This is a genomic window from Aeromonas sp. R2-3, from assembly GCF_040908375.1.
GTDB lineage: Bacteria > Pseudomonadota > Gammaproteobacteria > Enterobacterales > Aeromonadaceae > Aeromonas > Aeromonas veronii.
Genome location: NZ_JBFODP010000010.1, coordinates 1 through 23,740, shown reverse-complemented (window position 1 = coordinate 23,740; position 23,740 = coordinate 1). Strand labels below are relative to the sequence as shown.

Below are 23,740 nucleotides of genomic sequence, written 5' to 3'. Positions count from 1 at the left end.
GAGAAGACGCGTAATGAAAATATTGGTGATCGGCCCCTCCTGGGTCGGCGATATGGTGATGTCCCAGAGTCTCTACAAGGCGATCAAGGCCAACCATCCGGAATGCGAACTGCACGTGATGGCACCCGCCTGGTGCTGCGCCCTGCTGGAGCGGATGCCGGAGGTGGACAAGGCGATCACCATGCCCCTCGGCCACGGTGACTTCAAACTGGTGGCGCGCCGCCGCCTCGGCAAGCAGCTGGCCGCCGAGAAGTACGATCAGGCCATCATCCAGCCCAACTCCATGAAGTCGGCGCTGATCCCCTGGTTTGCCCGCATTCCGGTGCGTACCGGCTGGAAGGGGGAGAGCCGCTATGGCCTGCTCAACGACCTGCGCAGCAACAAGTCCGCCTTCCCGCTGATGGTGGAGGGCTATCTGGCGCTCGCTTATCCCAAGGCGCAGATGAAGAGCCGGGCCGATATTCCGACCATTCCCCACCCCTCTCTGCACGTCGATCTGGTCAACCAGAGCAAGGCGCTGGAGCGACTGGGGCTGGATCGCGCCCGCCCGGTGCTGGTGCTCTGCCCCGGTGCCGAGTTTGGCCCGGCCAAGCGCTGGCCGGAGGGGCACTACGCCGTGGTGGCCCAACAGCATCTGGACGAGGGGTGGCAGGTGTGGATCTTCGGCTCCAACAAGGATGTGCCGGTCGCCAACACCATCCGGGATCGGGTCAACCTGCTGACTCGCCCCAACTGCCACGTGCTGGCGGGCAAGACCAGCCTGCACGAGGCGATCGATCTGATGGCGCTGGCCAGCCGGGTCATCTCCAACGACTCCGGCCTGATGCACATCGCCGCCGCCCTCAACCGGCCGCTGGTGGGTGTCTATGGCTCCACCTCACCGCTCTACACCCCGCCGCTGGCGGATCGGGTCGAGATCGTCCACACCGACATCGAGTGCCGCCCCTGCTTCAAGCGCACCTGCAAGTTCGGCCATCTCAAGTGCCTGATCGACCTGGCGCCGGAGCAGGTGGTCGATGCCTGCAAGAAGCTGGAGCAGAGTCAGTAAGATGCCCTACCGTCTGCTCTACAACCTGCTGATCCATCTGGGATTGCCGCTGGCGCTGCTGGCCCTCTACAAGCCGAAGAAAGGCAAGCCAGGCTTTGGCAAGCGCTGGGCCGAGCATCTCGGGCGGCTGCCCGCCACCGGACAGGAGGCGCCGCTCTGGATCCATGCGGTGAGCGTGGGAGAGACGCTGGCCATCACGCCGCTCATTCGCGCCCTCAAGGCGGAGCGGCCCGATCTGCCGATCCTGCTCACCACCACCACCCGTACCGGCGCCGATCAGGCTGCCAGGCTGGGGGACCTGGTGATCCATCGCTACGCGCCGCTCGACTACCCCTGGGCCATTGCCGCCTTTCTCGACACCTTCAAGCCGCGCGCGCTCTGGGTGATGGAGACCGAGCTGTGGCCGAACTGGCTGGCCGCCTGCGAGGCGCGCCACCTGCCGGTGACCATCATCAACGCCCGCCTCTCCGAGCGATCCTGCCAGCGTTATGCCCGCTTCCACGGCGCCTTCGATGCCCTGAGCCGGCCGTTGACCCATCTGCTCTGTCAGCATCAGGATGACGCCGACCGCTTCGCCCGCCTCGGTATCGAGCGTTCGCGGCTGTCGGTGACCGGCTCCATCAAGTTCGACATCCAGTTTGGTGACGAGGTGCAGGCCAAGGGGCGTGCCCTGCGCCAGCAGCTGGGCGCCGAGCGGCCGGTCTGGATCGCCGCCAGTACCCATCTGGGTGAGGACGAGCAGGTGCTGGCCGCCTTCGATCTGCTGCTCAAACGCCATCCCGACGCGCTGCTCATTCTGGTGCCGCGCCACCCCGAGCGGTTCGACCGGGTGGCCGAGCAGTGTGCCCCTTACGGCTGCGTGCGGCGCACCAGTCATGCTGCGGTTGGAGCACAGGATAAGGTCTATTTCGGCGATACCATGGGTGAGCTGCCGCTGATGTTGGCGGCGGCCGATGTGGCCTTCGTCGGCGGCAGTCTGGTGAAGATCGGCGGTCACAACCTGCTGGAACCGGCGGCCCTCGGCAAGCCTTGCCTGACCGGCCCCGCCTACTTCAACTTCAGCGATATCACCCGCCAGCTGGTGGCTCAGGGGGGCGCCGCCATCGTGGCCGATGCCGCCGAGCTGGGCGAGCAGGTGAGCCAGTTGTTTGCTGATGCAAGTGCCCGCCGCGAGATGGGGGAGCAGGCCCGCGCCGTGGTGCTGCGCAATCAGGGCGCGCTGGCACGCACTCTCTCGCACTGCCTCACTGCGCTGGAGAACGACTGAACCCATGATGGGCACTGCTCTGGCTCTCGATTTTCAACTGCAAAAGCGTCAAAGCAGCTGATCCCCGTTTCACATGTCATCAAAGAGGCAACCATGTTCAAGGCTCTGTTACTGGAAAACCAAGACGGCAAGACTGTTCCGACTCTGACCCGGCTGGCCGAGAGCCAGTTGCCGGAAGGTGAAGTGCGGGTAGCGGTCGCTTACAGCTCCATCAACTACAAGGACGGGTTGGCCATCACCGGCAAGGGCAAGATAGTGCGCCAGTGGCCGCTGGTGCCCGGCATCGACTTTGCCGGTACCGTGCTTGAGTCTGCCGACAGCCGCTATCAGACCGGCGACAAGGTGGTGCTGACCGGTTGGGGCGTCGGCGAAGGGCACTGGGGCGGCATGGCCGAACAGGCGCGGGTCAAGGGGGACTGGCTGGTGCCGTTGCCCGCCGGGCTGGATGAGCGCCAGGCCATGTGCATCGGTACCGCCGGTCTCACCGCCATGCTCTGCGTGCTGGCACTGGAAGAGGCGGGTATTACTCCAGATAGCGGCGAGGTGCTGGTCACCGGTGCGGCAGGCGGCGTGGGGGCCACCTCGGTTGCCCTGCTGGCAGCCCTTGGCTATCAGGTGGCTGCGCTGACCGGTCGTCCGGAAGAGCAGGGCGCCATGCTCACTGCGTTGGGTGCCAGCCGCATCGTGCCGCGCAGCGAGCTGCTGGTGCCTGCCAAACCGCTGGAGAAGCAGCTGTGGGCCGCTGCCATCGATACCGTCGGCAGTCAGGTGCTGGCCAAGCTGCTGGCCCAGATGAACTATGGCGGCGCTGTGGCGGCCTGCGGGTTGGCGGGCGGTTTCGATCTGCCGACCAGTGTGATGCCCTTTATCCTGCGCAATGTGCGGTTGCAGGGGGTCGATTCGGTGATGTGCCCGTTTGAACGTCGTCAACTGGCGTGGCAGCGACTGGCACGGGATCTGCCCGCCAGCTTCTTTGAACAGGCGGTTACCGAGATTGGGCTGGAGCAGGTAGTGGAGGCCGCCGAGGCCATCACGCAAGGCCAGATCGCCGGTCGCACTCTGGTCAAACTTTGAACTCCCTCTGACTGGCGAGCCCGACAATTCCGGATAAAATTGGAGTGCGGGTGAACTATCCAAGGAGAGTGAAGATGGGTGGACACAAGCCGGATTACGACTCCTCTGATGATGACTGGGAGCCGGATTCCTGGGAAGAAGAGCTGGATCAGTGGGAAGATGAAAGCTGGCAGGATGATGACACTTTCGATGACCAGTGAACCACGGCATTGAACGAACAGGCGGGCTTTGGGCCCGCCTGATTTTTTTGCCGCGCTCACATGGCTGAGCGTTCGTCCTTGGTCAGGGGCGGGCCGCTGGGTAGAATGAACTGCCCAAATGACGCTCAAGGATGACTATGCGACTCTTCATCATATTGTTGGCTGCCCTGCTGGGTGGCTGTGTCTCCAACGATGATCCCTGCGAGAAGGTATGGAGTGAGGTTGGGGAGGCGGATGGCAAGCTGGGCTTCACCACCGAGCGGATCGAGTTCCATCAGGGCCAGTGTGGCAAGAAGGTGGATGCCGAACTGTGGAAGCAGGGACATCAGAAGGGATTGGCATGGTATTGCCGCCCCGAGCATCTCTATCTGGCTGGCCGCTCAGGCGAGGAGTATCGCGGCGTTTGCCCGAATGATACCCAGGCACGCAGATTGTTCGAACAGGGGCGTCAGGGGTGGACCGATCAATGATATTTGAGATTGGGGAGATTATCGCTATCTCTATCAGTGACGTGCTCTCATTGGTTGCGGGATTCATCGCTGTTGTGGCGGTATGGTATGCGCGGAAATCAGCTAAAGAGGCAGAGCGAGCCAATAATATGGGACGCCTGAATGCTTTGTTGTCTTTTCGAGCTCACTATCTCGAACTGATGCAGAATCAAGTACAAATGGCCGAAGTGCTCCGCCAAAGTCCCAGTGGGATGGAAGCGGTCAGAGCAAGACATGCAGACTTAGACTCAAAGCTACGTCAGGTGAATACAGAGCTTGAGCAGTACTACGCCAGATTTGTAAAGGATGAAATCTAGCAAGGTCCTCTTTGAACGGCGGTTAGAGTGGAAAATTACTCCTCTTTCAAACGCAGCGGTTGGCAGAGGTAACCCTTGTCATTGGCACTGCGGGCGCACTTGCTGCAGACAAACTTGGGTTTGCGGACTATCTTGCGCAACGCCTTGAGATCGGTGGGGATCTCGTGACGGCGCCATTCACACAGGGTTTTGCTGCCCATAACGACTACCTCTACGACTTGACGGCCGTATTGTAATCGATTTTCATTTCGAATAAACCGACAAAGCTCGCTTATTGGCCGATATGCCAATAAGCGATTGTTTCGGGAGGGATTACTGGTAGAGGAACTTGGTGAAGATGAGCTCGCGCACCGCTTTCTTGCCGGTCTCTTTCACCAGCAGTTCGTTGACGGTTGTCTCGCACTCCTTGCGCAGCTCTTCTCGGTTGGTCAGGGACTTCACTTGATCGGCATTTTTGCTGCCAATCAGACGGATGATGGCATCGCGGATCAGCGGGTCATGCTGCTCCAGCAGTTTGAGGTCGGCTTCGTTTTCCGCCATCAGCTCCACCGTGACCCGGATATAACCGAGGGTTTTGCTATCACTCAGGTAGTTGGTGATGATGTCGGGATCGAGCGCGTGGTAGGAGAAACCGGGCTTGGCAGCCCCCTCTGCGCCCTCGGCGGGCGGCTCATCTTCAGCCAGAGCTTGCTGCTGCAGGGCGCCACAGCTCAGTAACAACACCAGCAGAATTTTGAAGATCTTCATATAGATGGCTCATCAGCAAGAGATAACCCATTTTTGATGTTGCCATCGGGGCCGTCAAGCACGGATGTTCTTACATTTCGCTATTGATTTACGGATAATAAACCGGATTTTAACCTGAACACGGAAATCTCTGGATGGTGAAGCTGTGAAGTCCGAGTTGACTGTTCCTCTCACGCCGTTAAGCGGGTGGCTGGCCCCCGAATGTTGCGAATTGCCCGCCAGCTTGCGCCCCTGGCTGCTGGAGCCCGGCTCCATGACCCGGCGGCTGCGTCAGCACAATCGCCACTTTTCGGTGGAGTGGCTGGGCAATCACCCGGTCGCCCTTACTGCCGATGAGCAGTGGCTGGTGGATTCGGCCTCGCCGGCCGGTACCTGCCGCGAGGTGATCCTGCATGGGGATCGTGGGCCCGCCGTGCTGGGCTGGACCCTGTTTGCCGATGACGCACTGCAAGGGAGCGGCATTGCCGAGCTTGGCGAGCAGCCGCTGGGTGAGCGGGTATTTGGCCATGAGCCTGCCCGCCGCGATCATCTGCAACTGGCCCGTTTCGATATTGCCGCTAATCCCCGTTGCCCGGCCGCCACTGTCTGGGGGCGTCGTTCCCGTCTGTTTCTGGGGCAGTGGCCACTGCTGGTGCACGAGCTGTTTCTGCCCTCTCTCGTCTGTGACAAGGAGCTGGAGTGAATCTGTTAACCAAGGAGCGGGGACTTGCCTACATGCAGTTGGCCCGCGTCGACAAACCCATAGGCACTCTGCTGCTGCTGTGGCCAACCCTGTGGGCGCTCTGGCTGGCCGCTGGTGGCCTGCCCAATCTCTGGGTGCTGACCGTGTTTGTGGTCGGCGTCTTTCTGATGCGCTCGGCAGGGTGCGTCATCAACGACTATGCGGATCGCAACTTCGATGGCCACGTCAAACGCACCGCTGGTCGCCCCTTGCCTACGGGTAGAGTCAAGCCGTGGGAGGTGCTGGCGCTCTTCTTCGTGCTGGCGCTTATCTCGTTTGGTCTGGTGCTGACCATGAATCCGCTCACCATCGGCCTGTCGTTTGTCGCCCTGCTGCTGGCGGTGAGCTACCCCTTCATGAAGCGCTTTATCTCCAACCCCCAGCTGGTGCTCGGGATGGCCTTCTCCTGGTCTATCCCGATGGCCTATGCGGCCCAGGCGGATGCCCTGCCGCTGGTGGCCTGGCTGCTCTTCTTCGCCAACCTGCTCTGGACCGTGGCTTACGACACCCAGTACGCCATGGTGGATCGGGATGACGACCTCAAGATCGGCCTCAAATCCAGCGCCATCCTGTTTGGTCGTTACGACAAACGGATCATCGGCGTACTGCAACTCTCGACGCTGCTGCTGTTGCTGGCGGTCGGGCAGCTGATGACGCTGGGGGGCTGGTATTACTGGGGATTGCTGGGGGCGGCGGTGCTGTTTGTCTATCAGCAGCGGCTCATTCGCGAGCGGCAGCGGGAAGCCTGCTTCCAGGCGTTTCTCAACAACAACTATGTGGGGGCGCTGGTGTTTGCCGGTCTGGTGCTCGATTACCTGCTGGCGTGACATGTTCCCGCGCAGACTCCGATAAAAAAGAAGGCCGCATCATGCGGCCTTCTTTGTTTACGTTGCTGATTAGAGCTGATTGCCCGCCTGAATGGTGCGGCGGATCTTGTTGCTCAGCAGCGGCACTATGTTGTCGGCCAGCGCCTGGAAGCGGCCGAGATCCGGTTTGCACTCTGGGGAGAGGTAGCCCTCTTTGCGCAGCGTGTGGATCAGGGTGCTGAACAGCTTCTGGTCGAAGAACTCGGGGGCGTTGATGCCGTGCAGGGTGCCGAGGCGCTCTGCCATCATCAGGCCGTCCGCCTCCAGCTGCTCCGCCTCGATATGGGGTTGGGCCAGTACCCGGGTCAGCACGATGGCGTAGCGTTGCAGGGTCTCCTGAATGCTCTCCGCCAGCAGCAGCAGGCGCATCTGGTTGGCCGGATTGACCCAGTAGCCGTCATCGCGGGTCTCGATCAGTTGCTGGGTCTGCAGGGCGTCGAGCAGGCTGTCAACCAGCGCCGGCAGCTCATCCTCTTCATAACGCAGGAACAGCTCGGTCTTGAGCAGCGGATAGATGTCGATGCAACGGGCCATGATCTCGCTGCGGGAGATCCCTTCGCACCGTTCGATCAGTGCCGCCACCAGAGAGGGCATGGCAAACAGGTGGAGGATGTTGTTGCGGTAGTAGGTCAGCAGGATCGCCTGATAGCGGTCGAGACTGATGATCTGCCCCAGTTTGTCCTCGCTCACCTCGAACTTGTTGAGCTCCATCGCCTGATCCAGCAGGGTCTTGGCATCCTCATCCGGAATGGTGCTCTGCGGGCTGTAAGGCACCGCTTTGAGCAGATCCAGATAGGTGTTGAGCTGGGCCTGCAATTCGTCGCGGGTCAGGGCGTGGCGCTCGGCGGCCAGCAGCGCCAGCGCACTCAGGGTCAGGCCGTTGACCGCGGCAGCGCCGTTGATGCGGGTCATCAGCAGTTCGGCCAGATTGTTGACGGTGCCCGCCATCCACTCCGGACGCTCCTCTTCCCCGATGTGCTTTTTCCAGTCGGGGATATGTTCGCTCAGGTAGCTGTTGAGAGTCAGCGGCTCGCCGAAGTTGACGAAACCACGGCCGTAGTTGCGCAGCTTGCGCAGGATGCCGAGCACCTGCAGGAAGCTCTCTTTCTCCTTGCGGCTGCCCTTGAGCTCGTTGTGGTAGGTGTTCACCTCCATCACGTGCTCGTAGCCCAGATAGACCGGCACCAGAGTGACCGGCCTGTCCAGCCCGCGCATCATTGCCTGCAGGGTCATTGCCAGCATGCCGGTCTTGGGCGGCAGCAGACGGCCGGTACGGGAGCGACCACCTTCGGTGAAGAACTCTACCGAGTAACCCTTGGCAAACAGCAGGTTGAGGTATTCCCGGAATACCGTGCTGTAGAGCGGGTTGCCCTTGAAGGTGCGGCGAATGAAGAAGGCGCCGCCGTGGCGGAAAATCGGGCCCGCCGGCCAGAAGTTGAGGTTGATGCCTGCCGCGATATGGGGCGGCACCATCCCCTGGTGGTAGATGACGTAGGAGAGCAGCAGGTAGTCCATGTGGCTGCGGTGGCAGGGGACGTAGACGATCTCGTGCCCTTCCTGCGCCAGCTGGCGTACCTTCTCGGCGCCATTGACCGACAAACCGCGGTAGAGCTTGTTCCACAGCCATCCGAGGAAGCTCTCGCCCAGGCGGATCAGCCGGTAGGAGAAGTTGGAGGCGATCTCGTCCATGTAGCCATGGGCACGCTTTTGCGCCTTCTCGAGGCTGATCCCCTCGCGCTGGGCCTCCTCTTCAATCGCCTGCTGGATCACCGCGGAGTCGAGCAGCTGCTTGAACAGCAGGTTGCGGTTCGGCAGTTTCGGGCCGGTGGCAGCCAGCTGCTGACGGCTGAAGTGGGTACGGGCCACTCGTGCCAGCTTGTGGGCGATGGCCTCGTCGGTGCCGTGTTTGTCCGCCATGTAGCGCAGGGAGAGCGGCGGCGAGAAGCGCACCAGATTCTCGCGACCCTTGAGGATCACGATAAGCGCCTTCTTCAGCCGGTTCGGCGCCAGGCTGCTGATGATGTTGAGGCCGGAGGCTTCTTCCCCTTCCCGACCCGGAGCGCGGCCCCAGAACAGGGTGACGGGCACCACCTGGATATCCAGCTCGGGATCCTGCTTGTGCAAATCCAGCAGCTGGTGGAACTCCTGCAGGAAGGGGAGCGGTTTGCTGCGTTTGCCAAACAGGGGAGGCGGACGATCCAGACAGACATAGCGCGGCAGCAGCTGGCCGTTCAGTTCCAGCGGCGTGAAGGGGCCGGGCAGACCGAGATCCTCGCAGCACTGCTGCAGGGTCATCAGGTCGGTGATCGAACTGGTTTTCAGGGCATAGACGATGGGTCTGGCCGGATCCAGATTGAGTTCTGTGATGGGATTTTCCGGCAGGCTCTTGTGATTGACCAAGCCGCTGACCGGCCATTGCAAGATGGCTCTGGAAATCTTCTGTCCTAGGGACATGTGCGTCTGCTCTCCAAAAAAATGCGGCGTGAGCATAGCAAATCGACAGCCCCTTGTCGCCGAGAGGTACGATGAGTCGGCTGCGCAGGATCAAAACAGCAGTAAATGAGGGGTTGGTTGCGACAAATGTCAGCTGCGCCTTGCCTTGGCCACTGCACTGTATATACTGCCAGTGTGCTGTATAAAAAGACAGGTGCCAATTCTATGAAACCCCTTACCCCCCGCCAGGCCGAAGTGCTGGAGCTGATCAAGGTGAACATGAGCGAGACCGGTATGCCGCCGACTCGTGCCGAGATTGCCCAGAAGCTTGGTTTCAAGTCGGCCAATGCGGCCGAAGAACATCTGAAGGCCCTGGCCAAAAAAGGGGTCATCGAGATCATGCCGGGCACATCCCGCGGCATTCGCCTGTTGCTCGAAGAGGAAGAGGTGCTGGAAGAGAGCGGCCTGCCGCTCATCGGCAAGGTCGCTGCCGGTGAACCCATCCTGGCTCAGGAGCATATCGAGAGCCACTATCAGGTTGATCCCGCCCTGTTCCATCCGCGCGCAGATTTTCTGCTGCGGGTACAGGGGATGAGCATGAAGAACATCGGCATTCTGGATGGCGATCTGCTGGCTGTGCACAAGACCCAGGAGGTGCGCAACGGTCAGGTGGTGGTTGCCCGTCTCGATGAGGATGTCACCGTCAAGCGCTTCCAGCGCAAGGGCAGTCAGGTATGGCTGCTGCCGGAAAATGAAGAGCTCTCCCCCATCGAGGTGGACCTCTCTTGCCAGCAGCTCACCATCGAGGGGCTGGCGGTCGGGGTGATCCGCAACGCCGACTGGATGTAATCCTCCCCGCCAACTGCGTTTGCCACACGGCCTCCTTCGGGAGGCCGTGCTGTTTCTGGTGCACTTTCCCTGTCATATCAAACAGATCATCAGCGGCGGCATTTTTGTCCTGCGCGACCGGCTACCAATCATCCATTTCAGATATATGCTCAGATCAGTGCCCTGTCGCCGAGACTGGGCTTGGCGCCTCCCTCTGACCATCGCAATGCGCAGGACGGGAGGGCCGGTAACAACGAGAATCGGGCAGTACACCTTCACGGGATATGAAGGGGGAGTGGGGAGATCCCGAGCCTTGTCGGGCAAAGGGGACCACTCGTAATGGTTGCAGATAGTCGTGACGGGCCTGTTCCCAGTTCAGGCCGACGAAGCAACATGACCTGTCGGTCAAGGAGGACTGGTATGGCATCAAGATCGCCATGGGATTCAGAGGCTGGGGCTGCGCCAGCGGAATCGTCAATCACCCGTTTTGTCAAAGGTAGCCGGATGACCTGGTTTTACGGTCTCTGGCTGCACCATCGTGGTTCGCACTGGACGCTCTGGCTGGGATGCCCGAAAGAGAAGGTGGTGCGTCTGGTGCTGCTGTTCAAACGGGGTCACGGTGATCGCCAGGGGGAAGAGGGCTGGCTGGCCCCCGTGATTCCCATCGGCGTGCGGGCCATCGGCAAGATGTTGCAGCAGGGGCGTAACGCTCGCCCCTGAGCAGAAGAGACAAACAAATCTACCCATAACCGGCACCCGAGGGGGCCGGTTTTTTTATGGCCGCAACTGGCGATTAATTATGCCAAATGGTCGACTCCTGACAGGGCGTTGCACAAGGTTGAACCACCTTGGCGGCTCGCTGGGGTACAATGCCCCCCTCTTGTCCGGTCACTGCTGGCCATCTGCCTCGAAATGAAAGGGTCTCTTGTTATGATGAAGCTCCGCTATCCCCTGCTCTTTCTGCTGCTGACAGCCTGCCTGATCCTGGTGTTCTACGCCACGCAGCCAGAGCAGCCGGAACAGGCTGACTACTATCCGGCGGGGCGGGACATCAATGATTTCGCCTTTACCGATGCGGACAACCAGCCGTTCACTCCTGCCAACCTGAAGGGGCACTGGACCTTCCTGTTTGTCGGCTACACCTTCTGCCCCGATATCTGCCCCACCACCCTGGCAGATATGCGCTCCGTCTATGACCAGCTGAAGAAAATGGCGCCCGACAGTCAGGTGGTGTTTATCTCGGCGGATCCCCAGCGTGACGATATTCCACGCCTCAAGACCTATACCGCCTTCTTCAATCCCGAGTTCAAGGCGGCCACTGCCCCCCACGACAAGCTGTTCCCGTTCGTGCGCAATCTGGGGCTGATCTACTCCATCGCCAATCAGGGGGAGAAGGATTACCTGATCGATCACTCCGCCTCCATCGTGCTCATCAATCCCAAGGGCAAGCTGCAGGCGGTGTTCCGCCCGCAGGTGGCGCCGGGTCAGGTGCCACGGGTGCAGATGGCCACCATGCTCTCTGACTTCGCCCGCATTCTGAAGCTGGCCGGCCACTGAGCGTGACCTCATCTGTTGCTCCCTGGTGGCGAGATCCCTCTCGCCACCGCGCCGTCTTTGCGCTCGCCCTGCCCATGGTTTTCTCCAATATCACCACCCCCTTGCTGGGGCTGGTGGACACCTGGGTGATCGGTCATCTCGGTCAGGCCTGGTTTCTGGGGGGCGTTTCGGTCGGTGCGACCCTGATCAACCTCATCTTCTGGCTGCTCGGCTTTTTGCGGATGTCGACCACCGGGCTGACGGCGCAGGCGCACGGCGCCGCCGACGGTCGTGCCCAGCTCGATACCCTGCTGCGGGCGCTGGGGCTGGCCATTGCTCTTGGTCTGGCGCTGCTGTTGTTGCTCTTCCCCCTGTTGCCACGACTGATCGCCCTGAGTGGCGGCTCGCCCGAGGTGCAGCTTTATGCGGGCCAATATGTGGCGGTGCGGATCTGGAGCGCCCCGGCGGCGCTCTGCAATCTGGTGATCATGGGCTGGCTGTTGGGGATGCAGGATGCCCGCAGCCCCATGGTGATGCTGATCCTCACCAATCTGGTCAATATGGCGCTCGATGCCCTGTTTGTGCTGGGGCTCGGCTGGCAGGTGCGGGGTGTGGCGGCGGCCTCGGTCATGGCGGACTACTGCGCGCTGGCAGTCGGTATCTGGCTGGTACGCCGTCAGCTGCGGCAACTGGCGCCGACGGTGTGGCAGGATGGCTGGCAGCGCTGGCGGCAGCTCGCGCCCATGGTGCGGCTGCTCGGCCTCAACCGCGATATCTTCCTGCGCTCCCTCTGTTTGCAGCTCTGCTTCGCCTTCATGACTCTGCAAGGGGCGCGGCTGGGGGATGTGGCGGTGGCCGCCAATGCGGTGCTGCTCAACTTCCTGATGCTCATCTCCTACGGACTCGATGGTTTTGCCTATGCGGTGGAGGCCATGGTAGGACGAGCCATCGGTCAGCGGGATCGGCAGAAACTGCGGGAGGCCATCGTGCTCAATCTGGGCTGGGCCGCCCTCATTGCCAGTGGTTTTACCCTGCTGTTTGCCCTCTTTGGTGCCCACCTTATCGGCTATATCACCGACATTCCGGCCGTGGTAGCGGAGGCACATCGTCAGCTTCCCTGGCTGATCGCCATGCCCTTGCTGGCGGTCTGGTGCTTCCTGCTGGATGGCGTATTCATCGGGGCGACCCGGGCGCGGGAGATGCGCAACAGCATGTTGCTGGCCGCGTTTGGCGGCTTCTTCCCGATCTGGTGGCTTTGTCAGTCGTGGGGCGTGGCCGCGTTATGGGCGGCGATGGCAGCGCTGATGGTTGGGCGCGGTCTGTCGCTGGGGGTCACTTGCTGGCGGCTGGAGCGCAGCGGGCATCTGCTCGACGCCCGCCACTGATCATCGGTGGCGCTTACATGGCACCGTCGTAGCCGAGCTGGCGCCAGCTTTCGTAGACAAAGACAGACACCGCGTTGGAGAGGTTCATGCTGCGGCTCTGGGGCACCATAGGGATGCGTAGCCGCTGCTCGAATGGCAGACTCTCGATGATCTCGATGGGCAGGCCGCGACTCTCCGGGCCAAACAGCAGGGCATCGCCAAGGGCATATTGTGCTGCCGAGTGCGCGGTGCGCCCCTTGGTGGTGCAGGCAAACACCCGCTTGGGTGCCACGGCAGCCAGAAAAGCCTCATAGCTCGGCCAGCGCTTCACCTCGGCAAACTCGTGATAGTCGAGTCCCGCCCGTTTTACCCGCTTGTCATCCCACTCAAATCCCAGCGGCTCGATCAGATGGAGCCGGTAACCGGTATTGGCGCAAAGCCGGATGATATTGCCGGTGTTGGGCGGAATTTCCGGCTGGTAGAGGACGATATCGAGCATGACGAGCTCCTGCAAAGAGATGTAAAGCCAAGAAGGGGCGCCAGCATACCCAGCGCCCGTCCGGATGAAAAGGATCAGGCGATGGGCAAGCGGATGGTGATGGTCAGCCCGGTGGGGTGATTGTTGCTGGCCGCAATGGTGCCGCCGTGGCGCTGGATCGCCTCCGAGGCGATGGCCAGCCCCAGCCCGGTGCCGCCGGTCTTGGCGTTGCGGGCATCATCGACCCGGAAGAAGGGCTGGAACAGCAGCGCCTGTTGCTCGTCAGGCACGCCGGGGCCGTCATCCCGAATGGTCATCACCCACTCCAGTCCCTCCCGATACCAGTCCACCTTGATGAACTCGCGGGCATACTTGAGGGCGTTGCGCAGGGGGTTCTCCACCGCCCGGGCCAGCAGCTCGGGCCACATCTGGATCGACTCGGCAGGTAGCGGCGGCAGTCTGAGCTGTTTGCCGCTCTGGTTTGCCTCGAACATGGCATCTTCGAGGATGGGCTCCAGCAGGTCGGCCAGCGGGTGCACCACCGGCGCCTCCACATGCTGCTGTACCCGCGACAGATCCAGCAGATCGCCGATCAGCTTGTCCAGCCGCCCAATCTCCGATTCGATCCGCGCCAACTCGGCGCTGTCACCCTGCTTGCGGCGGATCAGCGCCTGCGCCAGTTGCATCCGGGTGAGGGGGCTGCGCAGCTCGTGGGAGATATCGGAAAGCAGCTGTTTCTGCTTCTGGATCATGCTCTTGAGCGTCTCTACCATGCGGCTGACGTTGTCCGCCAGCTGGCCAATCTCGTCGCCCCGTCCCAGGTTGGGGATCTGTACCTCCAGATTGCCAGCCGCCAGTTGGGAGACCGATTTCTGCAACTGCAGGATGGGGCGGGTCAGCCGCCAGGCGAGCAGCAGACAGAGCGGGGTGCTGACCAGCATCGAGATGCCCAGAATGCGGATCGGGTGATCCAGCACCTGAATGAACAGGAACAGGTAGGGATTCTCGGCATTGAGGCCGAAATAGACGTGATAGCGATGGCCGTGGTGCTCCATCAGGAAGGGGCCAGCGATCGCCTTGCGATCCTCGTTTCCCAGCATGGGATTGGCCGGGTCATCGGCATCCACCATAAAGCGCACCACGAACTTGCGCGGATGGGTGGTGGACTGGATCTGCCCCTTCTCGTCGCGCAGGTAGACGTTGTCCACCGGCAGCATGGCGATCTTGTCCATCGCCTTGGCCAGATCGAAATCCTGATCCGGCTCGGCGGCGTTGAGCAGGGCCTGCACGTTGTTCTGCATCCGCGCGACTTCGTGGGTCGGCAGCGGGATCTGGTTACGGGGATCCAGGGTCGGCAGGCTGATCACGGCGGCCAGCATCACCAGCAGCATGAACCAGAACCAGAGGAAGATGTGGGTCGAGATCCCGTTGAGGGAGTTGATGCGCTCTATTCTTGCTCTAGCCACAGGTACCCGCGCCCCCGTACGGTTTTGAAGCGTGGCTGGCCATCGGTGCGGTCCGGCAGCTTCTTGCGCAGGTTGCTCAGGTGCATGTCGATGGCCCGATCGAAGGGTTCCAGCTTCTTGCCCAGCACCTGCTCGGAGAGGTAGCTCTTGCTGACGATCTGGCCGGGATTACGCAGCAGGCACTCCAGCAGCCCGAATTCGGTGGCGGTCAGCTCCAGCAGCTGTTCGCCGCAGCGGGCCTGCTGCAGGCCGGGTTGCAGCACGATATCCATGAAGTGCACTTCGTCGGAGGAGTTGCCGCGCTGGGGCGGGGCGCTCTGGGTACGGCGCAGGATGGCGCGCACGCGGGCGAGCAGCTCCCTGTCATCGAATGGCTTGGCCAGATAGTCGTCGGCGCCCGCTTCCAGACCGTTGACCCGATCCTGGCTGTCACCGCGGGCGGTCAGCATCAGCACCGGGGTGTCGTGGGTCTTGCGCAGCTTGGTCAGCATGGCAAAGCCGTTGAGCTTGGGCATCATCACGTCCAGCAGCACCAGATCGAAGCTCTGCTCCGCCAGCCGTTGCAGCCCCTCTTCACCATCCTCGGCGACCGTGACCTGAAATCCCTCCAGGGTCAGAATTTCGGTGAGCAGTTGGGTCAATTCAAGATCGTCGTCGACCAGGAGTATTCTGTTCATCTGGTGTTATTCCGCAGATTTTCGCGCCAAACTGACGCCGGGGTCAGGGTATAATAAGTTTTTCATCGCCAGAGGAAAGCCGGTTTTGAGCCATCAACAATATTCCCGTTGGGTGACCTTTGCCAGCATAGCGGCGGTCACCACCGCTACCTTGCTGATCATCGGCAAACTGATCGCCTGGCTGATGACCGACTCGTCGACCCTGCTGGCGTCGCTCACCGACTCCTTCATGGATGTGAGTGCCTCCATCATCAACCTGCTGGCCATTCGCTATGCGCTTGCCCCCGCCGATGACGAACACCGTTTCGGCCACGGCAAGGCGGAGTCGCTGGCGGGCCTCATCCAGTCGGCCTTTATCTCCGGCTCCGCCCTGCTGCTGGTGATGCACGGAATTTCATCCCTGCTCAATCAGGCGCCTATCCTGCGGCTGGAAGCGGGTCTCTGGGTCAGCGGCGGATCCATCGTGCTGACCCTGCTGCTGGTCAGCTTCCAGAGCGTTGTCATTCGCAAGACCAACAGTGTGGCCATCAAGGCCGACATGCTGCACTACCGTTCCGATCTGCTGCTCAATGCCGGTGTCTTGCTGGCGCTGGTGCTGGCGGGGCAGGGGTGGTACTGGGCCGACGGCCTGTTTGCCATCCTGATCGGGCTGTTCCTGTTGTGGGGGGCGGGACACATCGGCTACGAGTCGGTGCAGGCCCTGCTCGATCGTCAGTTGCCAGCGGAAGAACAAGCGAGAATAATGGCGCTCTGCTGTGCCGTAGAAGGTGTACACGGCGTACATGACCTGCGCACCCGTCAATCCGGGCCGACCCGATTCGTACAGTTGCATCTTGAACTGGATGATCAGATCCCCCTGGTCAAGGCCCATCAGATCGCCGATGAAGCCGAGCTGGCGGTACGCCAGGCATTCGAGCGGATGGATGTCATCATCCACATGGACCCCATCTCGGTGCTGACAAAAGAACAACAGAGCCCTCACCCAGAACAACAGTAGGCTGCAACATGGATGAACTGGTTGCCAAAACCTGGCACAAAATTCAGCAAGAAGCGGAGTGCATGGCGGCCCAGGAGCCGATGCTGGCCAGCTTCTTCCACTCCACCATTCTAAATCACAAGAATCTGCGTTCGGCCCTCAGCTTCCAGCTGGCCAACAAACTCGACAGCGCCACCATGCCCGCCATCGCTCTGCGCGAGGTGATCGAGCTGGCCCTGCGCAGCGAGCCCGAGCTGCTGACGGTAGTGGCGGCCGACATCTGCGCGGTACAGGAGCGGGATCCTGCGGTCGATCTCTTCTCCACCCCGCTGCTCTATCTCAAGGGGTTCCATGCCCTGCAGGGTTATCGGGTCGCCAACTGGCTGTGGCGTCAGGGGCGCCGCTCGCTGGCCCTCTATCTGCAAAACCAGATCTCGGTGGTGTTCGGGGTGGATGTGCACCCGGCCGCCCGTATCGGCAAGGGGATCATGTTCGACCACGCCACTGGCATAGTGGTGGGCGAGACGGCGGTGATTGAAGATGATGTCTCCATCCTGCAGAGCGTGACCCTCGGCGGTACCGGCAAGGAGAGCGGCGATCGCCATCCCAAGATCCGCGAAGGGGTGATGATAGGGGCGGGCGCCAAGGTGCTCGGCAATATTGAAGTGGGTGTGGGTGCCAAAATTGGCGCGGGCAGCGTGGTGATCAACCCGGTGCCGCCTCATACCACGGTCGCTGGCGTACCCGCCAAGATCGTCGGCCGTCCGGAGTGCGACAAGCCTTCACTGGATATGGATCAGTGTCTCTGATCTCCCGGCCGGAGTAGTCGATGGCCAAACGCTGGTCGGGTTATCTGATTTTGGGGATGTGGCTGCTCAACCTGCTGCATCTCTATCTGGGACTCTCCCCCTGGCCAGCGGCCATGGCGGCCTGGGGGGCATCACTGCTCACCTGGCCCTGGCTGGTGGGGGCCGCCAAGCGGCAGGCGCTGGCCCTGTATGGCGCGGCGCTGTTGCTACTCTTCTTCTCCTGGTGGCAGGGAGCGACCCTCACCGCCGGTGACTGGCTGCTGCCCAACATCAATATGCTCACCATGTTTGCCGCGGTGAGCACCCTCAACCTTGCCACCTCCGGCTTGCTGACCGGCACCACCTCCTGGACCGGGCGAAAGGGGCTGTGGAGCACTATGGCCAGCCTCAATCTGCTGGGGGCGGTCATCAACCTCTCGGTGCTCTTTATCATCGGCGATCGGCTGGAGCGCAATAGCACCCTGGAGCGGCGTCAGGTGATGGTGCTGAGCCGGATCTTCTGTGCCGCCGCCTTCTGGTCACCCTTCTTTGTCGCCATGGCGGTGGCGCTCACCTATGCGCCGGGCTTGCAGCTTTCCCATATTCTGCCGTTCGGGATCCTCGCCGCCTTGCTGGCGATGGGGCTGACTGCCTGGCAGGTGGAGCGGATCGGGGTGGCCGACTTTGCCGGTTATCCGCTGCGGCTGCAGACTCTGGGGTTGCCGGTCACGCTGGCGCTGCTGGTGCTGCTCATCAAGCAGATTTGGCCCCAGCTCGGCATTCTGGCGGTGATCGCGCTGGTGGCCCCGCTGCTGGCGCTGCTCTTTATGCCGAGGGTTGGGCGCAAGGCGGCCCTCAAGCGGCAGGTGGTGGAGCGTTTCCCCGCCATCGGCGGTCAGCTGGTGCTGTTTCTGGGGGCCGGTTTGCTGGCGGCAGGCATCAACAGTGCGCTGTCGGTCATCGATTTCGGTGCCGGTCACGGCCTGCCGCTGTTCAACCACTTTGGCTGGCTTGAGGCATCCGTCACCCTGCTATTGATCCTGCTGGTGGCCATCGTCGGGGTGCATCCGCTCATCAGTATCTCCGGGCTGGCGCCACTGCTCTGGCCGCTGGCGCCGGATCCCAGCCTGCTCGGCATGTGTTTCCTGCTGGGATGGGGGCTTGCCACCGGCACCAGTCCGCTCTCCGGCTCCAATCTGGCGCTGGCCTCCCGCTACAACCTCAGTGCTGGGCTGATCCTGCGCTGGAACCTGCTCTACGGCCTGCTGATGTATGTCGTCGCCTGTCTGTTGCTGGGGGCTTATATCGCCTTACATGGATAACGGCGGCGCCGTCAGGAGGGTGCCAATAATGCGCGGGTGGCGGGGCTTTTTACACACGGTTCAGTGTGTTGTCGCGGCTCGGGCGCAGGATGCGAGAAAAATAGACGCATATTTAGACAATACATCTATGGAAGGCGCATTTTACAGCGCACTGGCTTGTTTGTGCCGATGCGCTCGGGGTATGCTGGCTTCACGCGCTTGAATCGCCCTCTGTGGGGCATCGCAATTGAACAAACAGGTATGCATATGTCACTAGAAGTCCTTGAGCAACTCGAATCCAAAGTACAATCCGCCGTCGACAACATCTCCCTGCTGAAGATGGAGCTGGACGAGCTGAAAGAGCAGAACAGCAAGCTGCAAGACGAGAACCATCAGCTGCGCAACGAGCACACTGCATGGCAGGAGCGTCTGCGTGCCCTGCTGGGTAAAATGGATCAGATGGGCGAAACCATCTAATTCATTGCCTTCAGGCAGAATTGAAAACGGGCCGCTCCATGAGCGGCCCGTCTGTTTTTGGCAGGGTGAAGATTACAGCGCCAGCAGTTGCTTGACTGTCTTCTCGATGCCGTCTGCCGCCTCGACAATATTGTTGGCCAGCATGTAGGCGGGGGTGGAGATCACCTTGCGCTCCTGATCCACCACGAACTCGTTGACCGGGCAGTTGAGATGGCTGCCGCCCATCGCCTCGATGGCGTTGGCGGTGCCTTCGTCATGGCCGATGGTCGCCAGCGTCCCGGCACCATAGATCAGCGGGATCATGGCGGGCGCGATGCAGATATAGGCGGCCGGTTTGTTGGCTTTGGCAAAGCTCTGGCACGCTTTCAGCACATCGGGCTGGATCTGGCACTCGGCCCCTTTGATAGCGAAGTCGCACAGGTTCTTGGCCGCGCCAAAGCCGCCGGGCACCAGCAGCGCGTCGTAATCGGCCGCATCCAGCTCGGCCACATCCTTTATCTGGCCACGGCAGATACGGGCCGCTTCGACCAGCACATTACGGCTCTCCCCCTCGCTCACTTCACCGGTCAGGTGGTTGATGACATGGAGCTGCGCCACGTTCGGGGCGAAGCACTGGACGGCGGCTCCCTGACGGGCCAACGCCAGCAGGCTGATGACGGCCTCGTGGATTTCTGCCCCGTCAAAGACACCGCAGCCACTCAAAATCACGGCCACTTTTTTCATGGCAAACTCCTCGTTGTTGAAAATGTGAGCCAGGATGGATTGTTGTACTTTTGTATGGTTATCGCTCGCCCTCCGCTGGTCAAGTCATCTTGCTGTGCTAGGATTGTTTCGTTTTGGATCCTGCCGTACCTACTCCCTTAAATCTTTTTCCACATTGATCGAGATCATTCTAACTGTCTCACGATCGGTTTTTACGATCTCAACGCATTGTTTTTAATGGATTTTTATATTCTTATGCACAGTTTTATCACTGTGTGCTCTGATGCGCCCCATTTTTGAACACAGAGTTATCCACAGATTGAGTCCCTTTATCAGGCGCTGTGTGCTGTTGCTGCGCCCCTTGGTGTGAGGGGGGCCCTGTGGCATCCTAGCGGCTGTTTATCTCTGGCAGGACGATTTCATGGCCCCTAGCAACCCCCTTATTCTGGTCGACGGCTCCTCTTATCTTTACCGCGCCTTCTTCGCCTCCCAGCAGGCTGATCTGCGCACATCGACCGGTTTGCCGAGCGGCGCCGTCCGTGTCATGGCCAACATGATGCGCAGCCTGCGCAAGCAATATCCTGACTGTCATGTGGCCGTGGTGTTTGATGCCAAGGGCAAGACCTTCCGCGACGACATCTATCCCGAGTACAAGGCGACCCGCGCCAGCATGCCGGACGATCTGCGCAGCCAGGTCGCCCCGATCCACCAGATGATCAAGGCGATGGGCTTCCCCTTCCTGATGGTGGAAGGGGTGGAGGCCGACGACGTGATCGGCACCCTGGCCCGTCAGGCGACCGAGAAGCAGCTGCCGGTGCTGATCAGCACCGGTGACAAGGATATGGCACAGCTGGTCTCCGACCATGTCACCCTGATCGACACCATGAAAGATGTGAAGACCGATCGGGAAGGGGTGATCGAGAAGTTTGGCGTACCGCCTGAGCTCATCATCGACTATCTGGCTCTGATGGGGGACAAGGTCGACAATATTCCCGGCATGACCGGTGTCGGCGAGAAGACCGCACTGGCCCTGCTGCAGGGGATTGGCAGTATCGACGAGATTGCCGCCAACCTCGACAAGGTAGCTGCGCTCGGCTTCCGAGGCTCCAAGGCCTTCGCCGACAAGTTCCGCGAGCAGGAGGAGCAGGTTCGTCTCTCCTATCGACTGGCGACCATCAAGACCGATGTCGAGCTGGAACAGAGTCTGGAAGAGCTGTTGCTCAAGCCGGTCGACAAGGAGTCCCTGCTGGCGGTCTATCGCGAATACGAGCTGCGCAACCTGATCAAGGAGCTGGAATCCGGTGGTGAAGAGGGGAGCGAGAGCGCCGGACAAGACGAGGCTGGCGATGAGAGCGCCGCTCCGGTTGCCGCCATCGAAACCGACTACCGCTGCATTCTGGACGAAGCCGAGTTTGACGGCTGGCTGGAACAGCTGAAAGCGGCACCGTTGTTTGCCTTCGATACCGAAACCACCAGTCTCGACTATATGGAAGCGCGGATCGTCGGCGTCTCCTTCGCGGTTGAGCCGGGCAAGGCTGCTTATGTGCCGTTTGGCCACGACTATCTGGGGGCACCGGTACAGCTGAGCGAGGCCGTGGTGTTGGGCAAGCTCAAGCCGCTGTTGGAAGATCCGACCCGTCTTAAGGTGGGGCAGAACCTCAAGTACGACCGCAACGTGCTGCTCAACCATGACATCGACCTGCAAGGTATCGCCTACGACACCATGCTCGAGTCCTACGTGCTCAACTCCACCGCCAGCCGCCACGACATGGATTCGTTGGCCAAGCGTTACCTCGGGGTCGAGACTACCTCCTTTGAAGATATCGCGGGCAAAGGGGTGAAACAGCTCACCTTCAACCAGATCGAGCTGGAGCAGGCCGCTCCCTATGCGGCGGAAGATGCTGATATCACTTTGCGCTTGCACCAGATCCTGTGGGGTCAGCTGGAGGCCGTGCCGGGCCTTGCCAAGGTATTCAGCGAGATCGAACTGCCCCTGCTGCCGGTATTGGCGCGGATGGAGTTGCTCGGCACCACCATCGATCCCAAGCTGTTGCACCAGCAGAGCCAGGAGATCGAGCTGCGCTTGGCGGAGCTGGAGAAGCAGGCCCATGAGCTGGCCGGGCAGGAGTTCAACCTCTCCTCGCCCAAGCAACTTGGGGAGATCCTCTTCACCAAGCTGGGGCTGCCGATCATCAAAAAGACCCCGAAGGGGGCACCGTCCACCGCAGAAGAGGTGCTGGCCGAGCTGGCGGAGACCTACGAGCTGCCGCAACTGCTGATGGAGCACCGTGGGCTGGCCAAGCTCAAGTCCACCTACACCGACAAGCTGCCGTTGATGATCAAGCCCCGGACCGGTCGGGTACACACCTCCTATCATCAGGCGGTCGCGGCCACCGGTCGTTTGTCATCGTCTGATCCCAACCTGCAGAACATCCCGGTGCGCAACGAGCAGGGGCGCCGGATCCGTCAGGCCTTTATTCCGAGCGCCGGTTACAAGCTGGTGGCGGCGGACTACTCCCAGATCGAGCTGCGCATCATGGCGCACCTTTCCGGTGACAAGGGGCTGCTGACCGCCTTTGCCGAGGGCAAGGACATCCACAAGGCGACTGCCGCCGAGGTGTTCGGCGTGGCGCTTGATGCGGTCACCACCGACATGCGCCGCAGCGCCAAGGCGATCAACTTCGGCCTTATCTACGGCATGAGCGCCTTCGGTCTGGCCAAGCAGTTGGGGATCGGTCGTGCCGAAGCGCAGAAGTACATGGATCTCTACTTCGAACGCTACCCGGGCGTGTTGGAGTATATGGAGCGCACCCGTCAGCAGGCGGAAGCCCAGGGGTATGTCGAGACCCTGTTTGGTCGTCGCCTCTATCTGCCGGATATCAAGTCCCGCAACGCCGGTCTGCGCAAGGCCGCCGAGCGGGCCGCCATCAACGCCCCCATGCAGGGGACGGCCGCCGATATCATCAAGCGCGCCATGATCAACGTGGACAGCTGGATTCGCGGTATCGAGGATGAGTCGATCCGCATGCTGATGCAGGTACACGATGAACTGGTGTTCGAGATCCGCGAAGAGAAGCTGGAGGAGTACATCGCCATCATCAAGGAGAAGATGTCGGCTGCTGCCGAACTGCATGTGCCGCTGCTGGTTGAAGCGGGTACCGGTGACAACTGGGATCAGGCCCACTGATTTCCGGTCAGCCGTTCTGCACGGCTATATAGCTATATAAGAAGCGAAGCCCGGCATCATGCCGGGCTTCCTGTTTCTGCCAGCCCTATCAGGTCTCTTGCAGATACTCATCCTTGAGCAGGACATAGTTGTCGGCCGAGGTCTTGAGGAAGGCGATCTCGGCGGGTTTGAGTGGACGAGCCTGTTTGACGGGATTCCCTATATATAGAAAGCCCGACTCGAGTCGCTTGCCCGGTGGCACGAGCGAACCTGCGCCGATCATCACATCATCTTCAACCACGACGCCATCAAGCAGAATGGCACCCATGCCGACCAGCACCCGGTTGCCGATGGTGCAGCCGTGAAGCATCGCCTTGTGACCCACGGTGACATCTTCACCGATCAGCAGCGGATAGCCGGTTGGGTTGCTGGCGCTCTTGCGGGTCAGGTGCAATACGGTGCCGTCCTGAATATTGCTGCGGGCGCCGATGCGGATATGGTTCACATCCCCCCGTGCCACCACCATGGGCCAGATGCTGGCATCATCGGCCAGCTCGATATCGCCCACCAGTGTCGCGCAGGGATCTACATATACTCCTTTGCCCAGTTGCGGGCGTTTTCCCTTGTAGGGTCTCAGTCGCAAGTCCATCTTGGCCTCCTTGTTTTCGGCCATTCTAGCAATCTCGCACTGGTTTCTGTGGATAAGTTTGTATAAAAGCTGTGTCTGGATATGAATAACTAAAAAAGTGCTGTTTTTTGCAATTTTATTGCAGATAAGGGGTTGCCAGAAAGAATCTGTTCCCTATAATGCGCCTCCATC

The 23,740-nt window shown here is 60.9% G+C and carries 25 protein-coding genes; 17 read left to right on the top strand and 8 right to left on the bottom strand.

The annotated features are described in order from the left end of the window. Positions 1–13 precede the first annotated feature (13 nt). From waaF to AB5Z02_RS03610, 6 genes are all read left to right on the top strand, one after another. Positions 14–1,048 carry a lipopolysaccharide heptosyltransferase II gene (gene waaF, locus AB5Z02_RS03635; RefSeq protein WP_368215296.1) on the top strand — a complete coding sequence of 345 codons (1,035 nt, stop codon included), beginning with the start codon at positions 14–16 and terminating at the stop codon, positions 1,046–1,048. Position 1,049: 1 nt separating this feature from the next. Continuing rightward, entirely contained in the window at positions 1,050–2,315 is a 1,266-nt protein-coding gene (gene waaA, locus AB5Z02_RS03630) for a lipid IV(A) 3-deoxy-D-manno-octulosonic acid transferase (protein ID WP_368215294.1), read from the top strand. Positions 2,316–2,408: 93 nt separating this feature from the next. Further along, positions 2,409–3,389, top strand: a complete 981-nt coding sequence (locus AB5Z02_RS03625) for an MDR family oxidoreductase (RefSeq protein ID WP_064335096.1) — start codon at positions 2,409–2,411, stop codon at positions 3,387–3,389. 74 nt (positions 3,390–3,463) lie between these two features. Continuing rightward, complete coding sequence (locus tag AB5Z02_RS03620; RefSeq protein ID WP_005339521.1) at positions 3,464–3,589, top strand: hypothetical protein; 126 nt, start codon at positions 3,464–3,466, stop codon at positions 3,587–3,589. A gap of 137 nt (positions 3,590–3,726) precedes the next feature. Further along, complete coding sequence (locus AB5Z02_RS03615) at positions 3,727–4,059, top strand: DUF2799 domain-containing protein (RefSeq protein WP_064335097.1); 333 nt, start codon at positions 3,727–3,729, stop codon at positions 4,057–4,059. After that, complete coding sequence (locus AB5Z02_RS03610; RefSeq protein WP_231721585.1) at positions 4,056–4,394, top strand: hypothetical protein; 339 nt, start codon at positions 4,056–4,058, stop codon at positions 4,392–4,394. Before AB5Z02_RS03615 ends, AB5Z02_RS03610 begins: the two co-directional genes overlap by 4 nt. Positions 4,395–4,429: 35 nt before the next feature. Here the strand turns inward: AB5Z02_RS03610 and AB5Z02_RS03605 are convergent, their stop codons facing one another. Then, positions 4,430–4,594, bottom strand: a complete 165-nt coding sequence (locus tag AB5Z02_RS03605; protein ID WP_005339525.1) for a hypothetical protein — start codon at positions 4,592–4,594, stop codon at positions 4,430–4,432. Between the two features lie 112 nt (positions 4,595–4,706). Next, on the bottom strand, positions 4,707–5,141 hold the full coding sequence (locus tag AB5Z02_RS03600; protein ID WP_005339527.1) for a flagellar basal body-associated protein FliL: 435 nt from the start codon (positions 5,139–5,141) through the stop codon (positions 4,707–4,709). 145 nt (positions 5,142–5,286) lie between these two features. On the opposite strand from AB5Z02_RS03600, the gene AB5Z02_RS03595 reads away from it, so the two are divergent. After that, positions 5,287–5,823 (top strand): chorismate lyase, encoded by a 537-nt coding sequence (locus AB5Z02_RS03595; RefSeq protein WP_005339534.1) that lies wholly within the window; start codon positions 5,287–5,289, stop codon positions 5,821–5,823. Beyond that, positions 5,820–6,689, top strand: a complete 870-nt coding sequence (ubiA, locus tag AB5Z02_RS03590) for a 4-hydroxybenzoate octaprenyltransferase (protein WP_005356031.1) — start codon at positions 5,820–5,822, stop codon at positions 6,687–6,689. The genes AB5Z02_RS03595 and ubiA overlap by 4 nt, the downstream gene beginning before the upstream one ends. Before the next feature lie 69 nt (positions 6,690–6,758). Here the strand turns inward: ubiA and plsB are convergent, their stop codons facing one another. Beyond that, positions 6,759–9,182, bottom strand: coding sequence for a glycerol-3-phosphate 1-O-acyltransferase PlsB (gene plsB, locus AB5Z02_RS03585; protein WP_107683348.1), 2,424 nt, complete (start codon positions 9,180–9,182; stop codon positions 6,759–6,761). Positions 9,183–9,386: 204 nt separating this feature from the next. Here plsB and lexA point away from each other — a divergent pair, with 204 nt between their 5' ends. The 4 genes from lexA to dinF all read left to right on the top strand — a co-directional run bounded on the left by lexA (position 9,387) and on the right by dinF (position 12,910). After that, positions 9,387–10,010: a transcriptional repressor LexA gene (gene lexA / locus AB5Z02_RS03580; RefSeq protein ID WP_005339540.1), complete on the top strand. Its 624-nt coding sequence runs from the start codon at positions 9,387–9,389 to the stop codon at positions 10,008–10,010. Between the two features lie 483 nt (positions 10,011–10,493). Further along, positions 10,494–10,709, top strand: a complete 216-nt coding sequence (locus AB5Z02_RS03575; protein ID WP_019446524.1) for a hypothetical protein — start codon at positions 10,494–10,496, stop codon at positions 10,707–10,709. Between the two features lie 210 nt (positions 10,710–10,919). Further along, a complete protein-coding gene (locus AB5Z02_RS03570; RefSeq protein WP_005339543.1) occupies positions 10,920–11,546 on the top strand; it encodes an SCO family protein in 627 nt (208 codons plus the stop codon). Positions 11,547–11,548: 2 nt separating this feature from the next. After that, positions 11,549–12,910 (top strand): MATE family efflux transporter DinF, encoded by a 1,362-nt coding sequence (gene dinF / locus AB5Z02_RS03565; RefSeq protein ID WP_368215291.1) that lies wholly within the window; start codon positions 11,549–11,551, stop codon positions 12,908–12,910. A 13-nt stretch (positions 12,911–12,923) separates the two neighbouring features. Here the strand turns inward: dinF and trmL are convergent, their stop codons facing one another. The 3 genes from trmL to AB5Z02_RS03550 form a co-directional block, all read right to left on the bottom strand. Continuing rightward, positions 12,924–13,388 (bottom strand): tRNA (uridine(34)/cytosine(34)/5-carboxymethylaminomethyluridine(34)-2'-O)-methyltransferase TrmL, encoded by a 465-nt coding sequence (trmL, locus tag AB5Z02_RS03560; protein ID WP_005339545.1) that lies wholly within the window; start codon positions 13,386–13,388, stop codon positions 12,924–12,926. Positions 13,389–13,462: 74 nt separating this feature from the next. Further along, entirely contained in the window at positions 13,463–14,833 is a 1,371-nt protein-coding gene (locus AB5Z02_RS03555; protein ID WP_005356054.1) for an ATP-binding protein, read from the bottom strand. Next, positions 14,815–15,510: a response regulator gene (locus AB5Z02_RS03550; protein ID WP_231721588.1), complete on the bottom strand. Its 696-nt coding sequence runs from the start codon at positions 15,508–15,510 to the stop codon at positions 14,815–14,817. The genes AB5Z02_RS03555 and AB5Z02_RS03550 overlap by 19 nt, the downstream gene beginning before the upstream one ends. An 85-nt stretch (positions 15,511–15,595) precedes the next feature. Between AB5Z02_RS03550 and AB5Z02_RS03545 the strand changes: the two genes are divergently transcribed. The 4 genes from AB5Z02_RS03545 to AB5Z02_RS03530 all read left to right on the top strand — a co-directional run bounded on the left by AB5Z02_RS03545 (position 15,596) and on the right by AB5Z02_RS03530 (position 19,052). Beyond that, a complete protein-coding gene (locus AB5Z02_RS03545; protein ID WP_042081837.1) occupies positions 15,596–16,507 on the top strand; it encodes a cation diffusion facilitator family transporter in 912 nt (303 codons plus the stop codon). An 8-nt stretch (positions 16,508–16,515) separates the two neighbouring features. Then, positions 16,516–17,295, top strand: coding sequence for a serine O-acetyltransferase (gene cysE / locus AB5Z02_RS03540; RefSeq protein ID WP_005339552.1), 780 nt, complete (start codon positions 16,516–16,518; stop codon positions 17,293–17,295). 20 nt (positions 17,296–17,315) lie between these two features. Continuing rightward, positions 17,316–18,596, top strand: a complete 1,281-nt coding sequence (locus AB5Z02_RS03535; RefSeq protein ID WP_368215288.1) for a hypothetical protein — start codon at positions 17,316–17,318, stop codon at positions 18,594–18,596. Positions 18,597–18,842: 246 nt separating this feature from the next. Then, the gene (locus AB5Z02_RS03530) at positions 18,843–19,052 is read left to right on the top strand and encodes a cell division protein ZapB (protein ID WP_005339554.1); all 210 of its coding nucleotides are present in this window, start codon (positions 18,843–18,845) and stop codon (positions 19,050–19,052) included. 72 nt (positions 19,053–19,124) lie between these two features. Here AB5Z02_RS03530 and elbB read toward each other — a convergent pair whose 3' ends face one another. Beyond that, positions 19,125–19,775, bottom strand: coding sequence for an isoprenoid biosynthesis glyoxalase ElbB (elbB, locus tag AB5Z02_RS03525; RefSeq protein WP_005339556.1), 651 nt, complete (start codon positions 19,773–19,775; stop codon positions 19,125–19,127). A 400-nt stretch (positions 19,776–20,175) separates the two neighbouring features. Between elbB and polA the strand changes: the two genes are divergently transcribed. Then, positions 20,176–22,941 carry a DNA polymerase I gene (gene polA, locus AB5Z02_RS03520; RefSeq protein ID WP_368215286.1) on the top strand — a complete coding sequence of 922 codons (2,766 nt, stop codon included), beginning with the start codon at positions 20,176–20,178 and terminating at the stop codon, positions 22,939–22,941. An 88-nt stretch (positions 22,942–23,029) separates the two neighbouring features. On the opposite strand, the gene AB5Z02_RS03515 is transcribed toward polA, so the two are convergent. Then, entirely contained in the window at positions 23,030–23,569 is a 540-nt protein-coding gene (locus tag AB5Z02_RS03515; protein ID WP_236269677.1) for a gamma carbonic anhydrase family protein, read from the bottom strand. Positions 23,570–23,740: the final 171 nt, after the last annotated feature.